The sequence below is a fragment of the Mycobacterium sp. NS-7484 genome, from assembly GCF_001953975.1.
Classification (GTDB): domain Bacteria; phylum Actinomycetota; class Actinomycetes; order Mycobacteriales; family Mycobacteriaceae; genus Mycobacterium.
The window spans coordinates 44,980-54,929 of record NZ_MBEJ01000012.1; the positions used below are offsets into that span (position 1 = coordinate 44,980).

The following is a 9,950-nucleotide window of genomic DNA, read 5'->3' on the forward strand; positions in this document are numbered from 1 at the left end:
GTAGGTTACGGAACCGTAGGTTAGGTTTCGCGTCGATTTCTACCGCAGGGTCGCTTGACCTCGACGAGTACCGCCCAGACGTAGGACACGGCGCAGCGATCCTCGACCTCACGTAGACCGAACCTGGTGTGCTGCCGTCGCATCCACCTGCGAGTGGAACTCGATCGATAAGGTCACTCGCATGTGCACACGAGTCATCTGGCCGGACACCGGCGGCAAGACCGGGAACTCCGTCTTGGTCGGCAGGAACATGGACTTCCATAAGGATCTGATGAGCAATCTGTGGAAGCAGCCCCGCGGCGTAGAGCGTGACGACGCCGTTTCGGGCAAGCTCACCTGGACCTCCCAATACGGCAGCGTCGTGGCCACGGCCTTCGACATCACCTCCGTGGACGGGATGAACGAAGCGGGACTGGCGGGGCACATCCTGTGGCTGGCCGAGTCCGACTACGGCAAGCCGGATGACTCGAGACCCCAACTCGGCCAAGCTATCTGGCTGCAGTACTTCCTCGACAACTTCGCCACCGTCGCCGAGGCCGTCGCTTGGATCGCCCAGACCGATGTGCAGGTGGTGCAGATGGACGACCCCACCGGCGGCGCCCGCCCGGGCCTGCACCTGGCACTCGACGACGCGGCCGGCGACTCCGCGATCGTCGAGTATGTCGACGGGCACGCACGGGTGTACCACTCGAAGGAGTTCACGGTGATGACGAACTCGCCGACCTTCGATCGGCAGCTCGAGCTGGTGAAGTCGTTCACCGGTCTCGGCGGTGACCAACCGCTCCCCGGATCCACCCTGGCCAGTGACCGATTCGCCCGGGCGAGCTACTACGCCGAGCGGCTCCCCACCCCGAACACCCAGGTCGAGGCCATCGCCGGCATGTTCTCGGTGATCCGGAACGCCGCACAGCCCTTCCGCATCCCCGACCCCGGCAAACCCGATGCCTCACAAACCATTTGGCAGACCGTCCTGGACCTGACCAACAAGCGGTACGTCTATGAGTCCACCACCAGACCCAACATCGTGTGGGTCGACCTCGCCGATCTCGACTTCTCCGAGGGCAGTCCACAGCTCAAGCTCGACCTCACGAGCAAGCTGTCCATCGAGGGCGGCATCGCGGGAAACGTCGCCGACAAGTTCGAGGACGACGGCCCCTTGACGTTCCTGTCCGTGAAGATCATGGAGGCACTGGAGGCCTCCGCGAAGCACGCAACCTGATGGCGGTGGCGGAGGGATTTGAACCCCCGGACGGTGTTAGCCGTCTCTCGCTTTCAAGGCGAGTGCATTAGGCCGCTCTGCCACGCCACCGCCGACAAGAGTACGGGGTGTCAGACCCGACCGATGTGAGCGGGCGGCGATCCGTTCTTCAACGCGACGCTGATGCGCCGGCAGTTCTCCCCCATCGCGGCGATCTGCGGACGGGAGAGCCGGCCGAGAAAGTGCGCGCGGACGCCTTGTCCGTAGGTCACCATCGCCTCACGCACAGCAGCTCGGCCTTCTTCGGTGATCGAGGCGACCACCCCGCGCCCATCGTCGGGACTGGCGCACCTGGTCACCAGGTTCTGCACTTCCAAGCGGCGGATCTGGCGAGTCACCCGGCTGGGCAGCGACATCAGGCGTTCGGCCAGATCGCCCATGCGCGCAGAGCCGGTCGGTGACTTGTCCAAGATGTCGAGCAGGCGCACATCGTTGAGTGTCAGGTGATGCGCGTCCACCAGCGACCGATTCAAGGTCGCGTACATACGTAAGGCCGAGTCCAGATAGTTCTGCCACGACCTCTGCTCAGCGATGTCCAGGCCCGGCATGTCGCCAGCCGTGCGCCCCGCAATCATCCCCACCATGGGCGCAATCGTAAGCGACGTAAGTATTGCTGCGCGGCCGAAACCGGATGCTTGTAGCGTTGAATAAATGCATGCAATTGTGGCCTCCTCGGAGGGGCATCTGACCTGGGAAAACGTCGCTGATATCGCTCCAGCAAACAATGAGGTTTTGATCAGGGTCCATGCAGCGGGCGTGAACCGGGCGGACTTGCTACAGGCCGCCGGCAAGTACCCGCCCCCACCAGGGGCCAGCGAGATCATCGGGCTAGAAGTAGCGGGCACCATCGCCGCTGTCGGCGCGGACGTCGCCGACTGGTCAGTTGGGCAACCGGTATGCGCATTGCTTGCCGGTGGCGGCTACGCCGAGTACGTCGCGGTGCCGGCAGCGCAGGTGCTGCCAGTGCCAGATGGCGTTGCTCTGACCGCCGCTGCGGGTCTGCCCGAGGTGGCCTGCACGGTGTGGTCGAACCTGGTGGACACCGCGGGATTGTCGGCAGGTCGTCTTCTGCTGCTGCACGGCGGCGCCAGCGGTATCGGCACCCACGCCACCCAGGTGGCTCGCGCACTCGGGGTCCGGGTCGCCGTGACCGCCGGCTCGACCGAGAAACTCGCGCTGTGCAGCGAGCTGGGCGCCGACGTGACGATCAACTACCGCGACGAGGATTTCGTCGAGCGGATACGCACCGAGAGCGGCGGGGCGGGCGCCAACGTGATCCTCGACATCATGGGTGCGGCCTACCTCGACCGCAATGTCGACGCACTCGCCGACGGCGGCCGGCTGGTGATCATCGGCATGCAGGGCGGGATCAAGGGAGAACTCAACATCGCCAAGCTGATCGGCAAGCGCGCGGGGGTGATCGGCACGGCTCTGCGGTCCCGCCCGGTCGACGGCCCCAGCGGTAAGGCCGGGATCGTCGCTGCGGTGGTGGACAACGTCTGGCCGATGATCGCCGACGGGCGGGTACGCCCGATCATCGGCGCCGAACTTCCCATCGACCAGGCCCAGCAAGCCCACGAACTGCTGGCCTCCGGCGAGGTGGCGGGAAAGATCGTGCTGACGGTGGGTTGACCCTGCGGCTACGGCGCAGCCCTCTCGCACTTTTGCGCCGTGGACGCAGAATGAACGACGCCGGGGCGGGCTCAGCCCAACGAGGCCAGGGCCCGCACCAGCTGATCCACCTCGGCACCCGTCGAGTAGTGCGACAGCCCGACCGTCACCGCGCCGCCGATGTCGTTCACACCGATCACGTCGAGCACCCGCGAGCTGGCATTCGAGATCGCCAGGATGCCGTTGTCGGCCAACCGCTGCACCACCCGCTCGGCGGGGATGTCACGCACGACGAAGCTGAGCACGGGAATCTGGGACTCGGGCCTGCCGATCACCATCACCAGCGGCAGCGAGCGCAGCGAGGCGACCAGATACTCGAACAGCCGGTCCAGGTACGCGCCGGCCGACTGCATCGACACCGCGAGCCGTTCACGTCGCGAGCCGCTGGCCGTGTCATCCAGGTTGGACAGGTACTCGATGCTGGCAACCACCCCGCCCAGCAGCCCGTACTGATGCATCCCCACCTCGAGGCGGGCCGGACCGGTGGCCTGCGGGTTCAGCGATACCGAACCCAACGAATCGATGGTCGACGGATCGCGGAACACCAGGGCCCCCACCGGCGGGCCTCCCCAGGGCACCGCGTTGAGCGCGACGACGTCGGCATCGATCTCGTTGATGTCGATGAGCCGGTACGGCGCCGCCGCCGAGTGGTCGACGACGACCATTCCGCCAACCTCGTGGGTGAGCTTGGTCACCTCGCTCAGATCGGTGACCGTGCCCAGGGTCGACGAGGCCGAGGCGATCGCCACCAGCCGAGTCGGCTTGTCGATCAACCCCTCCCACTGCCACGACGGCAGTTCGCCGGTTTCGATGTCGACCTCGGCCCACTTGACCTTGGCGCCATAACGATTCGCCGCCCGCAGCCACGGGGCGATATTTGCCTCGTCGTCCAGGCGGGTGACCACCACCTCGTAGCCGAGCCCGACGCGGCTCGAGGACGCCTCGGCCAGAGAAGTCAGCAGCTGTGCACGATCTGCACCCAGCACCACGCCGCGAGGATCGGCATTGACCAGATCCGCCACAGCCTGGCGGGCGGCGGCCAGGACTGCCGCGCTGCGGCGGGCCGACGGGTGCGGTCCCACAGCGGTGGGCATCGAGCCGCGAAAGGCGGTAGAGACCGTCGTCGCGACGGAATCGGGCACCAACATGCCGTTCTGGGCATCAAAGTGAACCCACCCATCGCCCAAAGACGGGTGCAGACCCCGCACCCGGGCGACGTCGTATGCCATGCCAGCCACCTTAGAGCGTCCGCAGATATCACAAACCGACACGATTTGGGGAGCGCCCGACGGCACGTTTGCACTTGGCGAGACCATGCTCGGACCGGGTCACCCTGGGCAGCCATACTAGTCCAGTGGGCTTCGGGTTCGGAGTGCTAATCGCACTGTTGTTGCTGGTGATCCCCGGGGCGCTGATAGCCAGGGTGGGCGGGCTGCCCGTGCCGATCGCGGTGACGGTGGGCCCAGCCTTGACCTATGGCACCGTCGCGTTGGTGATCGTCCCGCTCGGAGCGGTCGGCGTGCCGTGGAACGCGTGGACGGCTTTGTTTGCTGTGGCCCTGGTTTGCGCAGTTGCCGCCGGGTTGCGCAGGCTCCTGGCCCGCTATCGCGACCCGGACGCCGAAGCGTCGGGAGTGGCAACGCGTCCGGCCTTGCTGGTGGCGGCCGGCGTACTTCTCGGTGCCGCACTGATCGGCGCGGCGGCGCTCACCGGACTCGTGCACTGGCAGTCGATCCCCAGCACCTGGGATTCGGTGTGGCACGCCAACACCATCCGGTGGATTCTCGACACCGGCCAGGCCTCGCCCACCCACATGGGTGAACTGCGTAACGTCGAGACCCACGACGCGCTCTACTACCCGTCGGCCTTCCATGCCTTGGCCGCGGTCTACTCCCAGCTCACCGGCGCCGCCGCGACCACCGCTTACACCGTCAGTTCGGTCGCCGCGGCGGTATGGCTGTTCCCGGTCAGCGCCGCGGTGCTGACGTGGAAGATCGTCCGCCCGCGCACCAGCGAGGTGCGCTCAGCCGTCGCGGCGGCCACTGCCGGGGCGCTGGCCGCCTCGTTCACCGCGCTGCCCTACGTCGAGTTCGATGTGGCGGCGATGCCCAACCTGGTCGCCTACGGGCTCGCGGTGCCGGTGTTCGCGCTGATCGTCTCGACGCCCGCACACCGCGACCGCATCGGCTTGGCCGTGCTGGCCACCGTCGGCGTCTTCTCCGTGCATCTCACCGGCGGTGTGGTGACCGTGTTGCTGGTCGGCATCTGGTGGCTGGCCGACGCCCTGTGGCACCCGGTCCGCGGTCGGCTGACCGACTTCCTGGCCTTGTCCGCAGTCGCCATACCCGGCCTGCTGATCCTGCTCCCGCAGTTCCTCAGCGTGATCGGGCAAACCGACATCATCGTCGGGCACGCCTTCGTCAACCACCTGGGTAAGAAGTTCTCGCTGTTCGCCGCGGTCTTCCAGCACACCCGTCACCTCAACGACTTCCCGAGCCAGAACGCGATCCTCGCGTTGGCCGCCATCGGCGGACTGGTCCTGCTGTTCAAACGGATCTGGTGGCCCGTGGTGGTCTGGCTGATCCTGATCGCCTCGATCGTGCATTCCGGCGCGCCCTTCGGCGGGCCACTCGGGGTGATCACCGGCACGTTCAGCGATCTGTTCTACAGCGATCCGCGCCGGCTGTCGGCCGTGGTCGCGATGCTCTACGCACCGATGGCCGCGATCGGCCTGCGCACCGTGGTGCTGCTCGCCGCGATGCTGGCGCGGCGGGCCGGGGCACGCCCCACGTGGATCAGGGCGACGGCCGCCGTGGCGCTCGTCGCCACCGCCGTCGGGCTGGCCTGGCACTACTTCCCCCGGCACCAGTACCTGTTCGGCCAGAAGTACGACTCGGTGATGATCGGTGCCAAAGACCTGGAGGCGTTCGCCTATCTGGCCCAGCTGCCCGACGCGCACACCACCTTGATCGGCGACGCCAACACCGACGGCACCGCCTGGATGTACGCGGTTTCCGGGCTGCACCCGCTGTGGACCCACTACGACTACCCGGTGCAGCAAGGGCCCGGGTATCACCGGTTCATTTTCTGGGCATACGCAGATGATGCCGACACCGATCCGAGAGTTGCTGAGGCAGTCGACGCGCTGAACATCCGCTACGTGATCACCAGCACCCCGGTGGTCCGAGGTTTCGTCATGCCGGACGGACTAGTGTCGCTAGAACGCTCACGGTCGTGGGAGAAGATCTTCGACAACGGTGAGGACCGCATCTACCGCTGGCATGGCGAGAACGCGGCAACCAGGGCGACGAACTGACGAGCCAAAGGAAAGGCCATGACCATCAACCCCGACGACGACAACATCGAGATCCTGGCCAGCACGGCCGGTGAGTCCGATGCCGACGCTGACGGCAAGTCGCTGACCGACCTAGTCGAACAACCGGCGAAGGTGATGCGCATCGGCACCATGATCAAGCAATTGCTGGAGGAGGTGCGGGCAGCTCCGCTCGACGAGGCCAGCCGCAACCGGCTGCGCGACATCCACCGGACCAGCATCAGTGAGCTCGAGGACGGCCTGGCACCGGAGCTGCGAGAGGAACTCGAGCGGCTGACGCTGCCGTTCACCGACGACAGCGTCCCCTCGGACGCCGAGCTGCGCATCGCCCAGGCACAGCTGGTCGGCTGGCTGGAAGGGCTCTTCCACGGCATCCAGACGGCATTGTTCGCCCAGCAGATGGCCGCCCGCGCCCAGCTCGAGCAGATGCGTCAGGGCGCCCTCCCGCCGGGGCTGCAGGGCCCGGGCGGGCAGCGCGGCGGCCCGTCGCACCCCGGCACCGGCCAGTACCTGTAGGTCTGCGTTGTCCGATCCGTACATCTCGACGCACCAAGCGTGGGTTGAGTTCCCTATCTTCGATGCCAAGACGCGCTCGCTGAAGAAGGCGTTCCTGGGCAAGGCCGGCGGCGCCATCGGACGAAACGAGTCCAACGTCGTCGTGATCGAAGCGCTCCGCGACATCACGATGTCACTGAAGATGGGCGACCGAGTCGGTCTCGTCGGCCACAACGGCGCCGGGAAATCCACACTGCTGCGGCTACTTTCGGGAATCTACGAGCCGACGCGGGGCTCGGCCACGGTGAGCGGCCGAGTGGCCCCGGTGTTCGATCTGGGCGTCGGGATGGACCCGGAGATCTCCGGATTCGAGAACATCATCATCCGCGGACTGTTCCTCGGGCAGACGCGCAAGCAGATGCTGGCCAAGGTCGACGAGATCGCCGAGTTCACCGAGCTTGGCGAGTACCTGTCGATGCCACTGCGCACCTACTCGACCGGTATGCGCGTGCGCCTGGCGATGGGCGTGGTGACCAGCATCGACCCCGAGATCCTGCTGCTCGACGAGGGCATTGGTGCAGTCGACGCGGAGTTCCTGAAGAAGGCACAATCGCGGCTGCAGAGCCTGGTGGAACGGTCGGGAATCCTGGTGTTCGCCAGCCATTCCAACGAATTCCTGGCCCGCCTGTGCAAGACCGCGATGTGGATCGACCATGGCACGATCCGGATGACCGGCGGCATCGAAGAGGTCGTCGGCGCCTACGAGGGTCCGGACGCAGCGCGGCATGTGCGTGAGGTGTTGGAGGAAACGGCTCGTGGCGCCTGACATCGTCATCGCCGTCATCGTCACGCACCGGCGGCGTGAGCTGCTGGCCAAATCACTGGCCGCGGTGGCCGGGCAGGACCGCAAGCCCGATCATTTGATCGTCGTCGACAACGACGACGACGACGCGGTGCGCGAGCTGGTCACCGGACAGCCGGTGCCCTCGACGTACCTCGGCTCGCGTCGAAACCTCGGTGGCGCAGGCGGTTTCGCGTTGGGCATGCTGCACGCATTGGCCTTGGGCGCCGATTGGATCTGGCTGGCCGACGACGACGGCCGTCCCGCCGACGACACCGTGCTGTCGACCCTGCTGGCCTGTGCGGAGCAGTACAGCCTGGCCGAGGTGTCCCCGATGGTGTGCAACCTCGACGAGCCGCAGCGGTTGGCCTTCCCGCTGCGCCGCGGGCTGGTCTGGCGGCGGTTGGTCAGCGAACTACGCACCGAAGGCGAGGGCGACCTGCTGCCCGGCATCGCGTCGCTGTTCAACGGCGCCCTGTTCCGGGCCGCCACAGTGGAGGCCGTCGGGGTGCCGGATCTGCGCTTGTTCGTCCGCGGTGACGAGGTGGAGTTGCACCGGCGCCTGGTCCGCTCCGGCCTGCCGTTCGGAACATGTTTGACCGCAAGCTATCTGCATCCGTGTGGCACAGACGAGTTCAAACCGATCCTCGGCGGACGGATGCACACCCAGTACCCCGACAACGACACCAAGCGGTTCTTCACCTACCGCAACCGCGGCTACCTCCTGGCCCAACCCGGGTTACGCAAGCTGGTCCCGCAGGAGTGGGTGCGCTTCGGCTGGTACTTTCTGGTGTCCCGCCGCGACCCCGCAGGTCTGCGTGAATGGATTCGTCTGCGGCGGTTGGGCAGACGCGAAAGGTTCCAGAGATGAGCTTTACCGACGCGGCGTCCGACTCCAAGACGATGACCCGGGCGGTTCGCGACCTCACCGAGGGCTTCGGCAAACGTGAACTGTGGCTGCACCTGGGTTGGCAGGACATCAAGCAGCGCTACCGACGCAGTGTGCTGGGGCCGTTCTGGATCACCATCGCCACCGGCACCACCGCGGTGGCCATGGGCCTGCTGTACTCGAAGCTGTTCAAGCTGCCGCTTGAGGAGCACCTGCCCTACGTCACGCTCGGGCTGATCATCTGGAACCTGATCAACGCCTCCATCCTCGAAGGCTCCGAGGTGTTCATCGCCAATGAGGGCCTGATCAAACAACTTCCGACACCGCTGTCGGTGCATGTGTACCGCTTGGTGTGGCGGCAGATGATCCTGTTCGGACACAACATCGTCATCTTCGTCGTGATCGCGATCATCTATCCCAAACCGTGGAAATGGGTTGATCTGGCCGTCATCCCGGCGCTCGGGCTGATCGTGCTGAACTGCGTGTGGGTGTCGATCTGTTTCGGCATCCTGGCCACCCGTTACCGCGACATCGGTCCGCTGCTGGCGTCAGTGGTTCAGTTGTTGTTCTTCATGACTCCGATCATCTGGAACGAATCCACACTGCAGCAGCAGGGCGCCGGTTCCTGGGCCAAGATCGTCGAGATCAATCCCTTGCTGCACTACCTCGACATCGTGCGGGCCCCGCTGTTGGGTGCCGATCAGGAGGTGCGCCACTGGCTGGTGGTCCTGGTGCTCACGGTGGTCGGGTGGGGGTTCGCCGCGATCGCCATGCGCCAGTACCGTGCCCGCGTCCCGTACTGGGTGTAGGCCACTACACGTCGCCAGGCGTGGGGCCGAACACGAATCGGCGGCCGGAGATCTCCCTCGGCTCGATACGCACATACCGACGCTTCGTCGTGGACAGCCAGGACAGTAGTTGGGCCTGTTCGGCTTCGGCGATCTCGGCCGGCGTCTCAAGGAGGTGCGGCACGCCGCGCACGATCACGCTCCAGCCGCCGACGACAGTGTGATCGTCGACTTCGAACATCACGCGGTCGCTGAGCAGGGCGCTGATCAACTTGGTGCCCTCAGCGGTCCGGAACAGCACGGTGCGACGCTGCACGACGAAGTTGACCGGGAAGATCTCAAGCCGGGTGCCGATCGTCGAGACCAGACGGCCCAGGGTCACACTCGACAGCAGTTGCCAACACTCATCTTCCCCGAGCACGGAAACCGGGCCCTGCGGCGTCATGGGGCAACCCTAACCGCCAGATAGCAATCGGCGCGCCAGGCTTCCGCAGAAGCAAGACGCGCCGACTGATTGTTTCTGTTGGTTATGTGCTCATTTCATGTGCTCAGTTCATGTTCCAGGGCTCGCCGTAGGTGGTGACGCTGTCACCGGTAGAGGCGATCAGCCGGGCGAACGGCCGCAGCAACACACCACCGGCCGCACCGGTCACCGTGCCGTGGGCGTTGGACAC

At 66.0% G+C, this 9,950-nt stretch carries 11 protein-coding genes and 1 tRNA gene; 7 read left to right on the plus strand and 5 right to left on the minus strand.

Features of this window, described 5'->3' with window-relative positions; translation table 11 throughout:
- The first annotated feature begins 181 nt into the window (after positions 1 to 181).
- The gene (locus A5733_RS02725) at positions 182 to 1,219 is read left to right on the plus strand and encodes a linear amide C-N hydrolase (RefSeq protein ID WP_076238981.1); all 1,038 of its coding nucleotides are present in this window, start codon (positions 182 to 184) and stop codon (positions 1,217 to 1,219) included.
- Here the strand turns inward: A5733_RS02725 and A5733_RS02730 are convergent.
- Positions 1,220 to 1,309: transfer RNA gene (locus tag A5733_RS02730), tRNA-Ser, on the minus strand.
- Between the two features lie 20 nt (positions 1,310 to 1,329).
- On the minus strand, positions 1,330 to 1,842 hold the full coding sequence (locus A5733_RS02735) for a MarR family winged helix-turn-helix transcriptional regulator (protein WP_067772198.1): 513 nt from the start codon (positions 1,840 to 1,842) through the stop codon (positions 1,330 to 1,332).
- Positions 1,843 to 1,909: 67 nt separating this feature from the next.
- Here A5733_RS02735 and A5733_RS02740 point away from each other — a divergent pair, with 67 nt between their 5' ends.
- Positions 1,910 to 2,890 carry an NAD(P)H-quinone oxidoreductase gene (locus tag A5733_RS02740; RefSeq protein ID WP_076238982.1) on the plus strand — a complete coding sequence of 327 codons (981 nt, stop codon included), beginning with the start codon at positions 1,910 to 1,912 and terminating at the stop codon, positions 2,888 to 2,890.
- Positions 2,891 to 2,961: 71 nt separating this feature from the next.
- Here A5733_RS02740 and A5733_RS02745 read toward each other — a convergent pair whose 3' ends face one another.
- A complete protein-coding gene (locus A5733_RS02745; RefSeq protein ID WP_076238983.1) occupies positions 2,962 to 4,158 on the minus strand; it encodes a cysteine desulfurase-like protein in 1,197 nt (398 codons plus the stop codon).
- 125 nt (positions 4,159 to 4,283) lie between these two features.
- Here A5733_RS02745 and A5733_RS02750 point away from each other — a divergent pair, with 125 nt between their 5' ends.
- Genes A5733_RS02750 through A5733_RS02770 form a run of 5 tightly spaced genes read left to right on the plus strand, consistent with a single transcriptional unit; the run spans position 4,284 to position 9,297 of the window.
- A complete protein-coding gene (locus tag A5733_RS02750) occupies positions 4,284 to 6,245 on the plus strand; it encodes a DUF6541 family protein (protein WP_076238984.1) in 1,962 nt (653 codons plus the stop codon).
- An 18-nt stretch (positions 6,246 to 6,263) separates the two neighbouring features.
- Entirely contained in the window at positions 6,264 to 6,779 is a 516-nt protein-coding gene (locus A5733_RS02755; protein ID WP_067772212.1) for a bacterial proteasome activator family protein, read from the plus strand.
- A 7-nt stretch (positions 6,780 to 6,786) separates the two neighbouring features.
- Positions 6,787 to 7,584: an ABC transporter ATP-binding protein gene (locus A5733_RS02760; RefSeq protein ID WP_076238985.1), complete on the plus strand. Its 798-nt coding sequence runs from the start codon at positions 6,787 to 6,789 to the stop codon at positions 7,582 to 7,584.
- Positions 7,544 to 8,470: a glycosyltransferase gene (locus A5733_RS02765; protein ID WP_076238993.1), complete on the plus strand. Its 927-nt coding sequence runs from the start codon at positions 7,544 to 7,546 to the stop codon at positions 8,468 to 8,470. Before A5733_RS02760 ends, A5733_RS02765 begins: the two co-directional genes overlap by 41 nt.
- Positions 8,467 to 9,297 (plus strand): ABC transporter permease, encoded by an 831-nt coding sequence (locus A5733_RS02770; RefSeq protein WP_067772220.1) that lies wholly within the window; start codon positions 8,467 to 8,469, stop codon positions 9,295 to 9,297. Before A5733_RS02765 ends, A5733_RS02770 begins: the two co-directional genes overlap by 4 nt.
- Positions 9,298 to 9,301: 4 nt before the next feature.
- On the opposite strand, the gene A5733_RS02775 is transcribed toward A5733_RS02770, so the two are convergent.
- Entirely contained in the window at positions 9,302 to 9,721 is a 420-nt protein-coding gene (locus A5733_RS02775) for a pyridoxamine 5'-phosphate oxidase family protein (RefSeq protein WP_076238986.1), read from the minus strand.
- 103 nt (positions 9,722 to 9,824) lie between these two features.
- Positions 9,825 to 9,950 (minus strand): MspA family porin (locus A5733_RS02780; protein ID WP_198938711.1); only part of this gene is annotated, 126 nt, incomplete at its 5' end.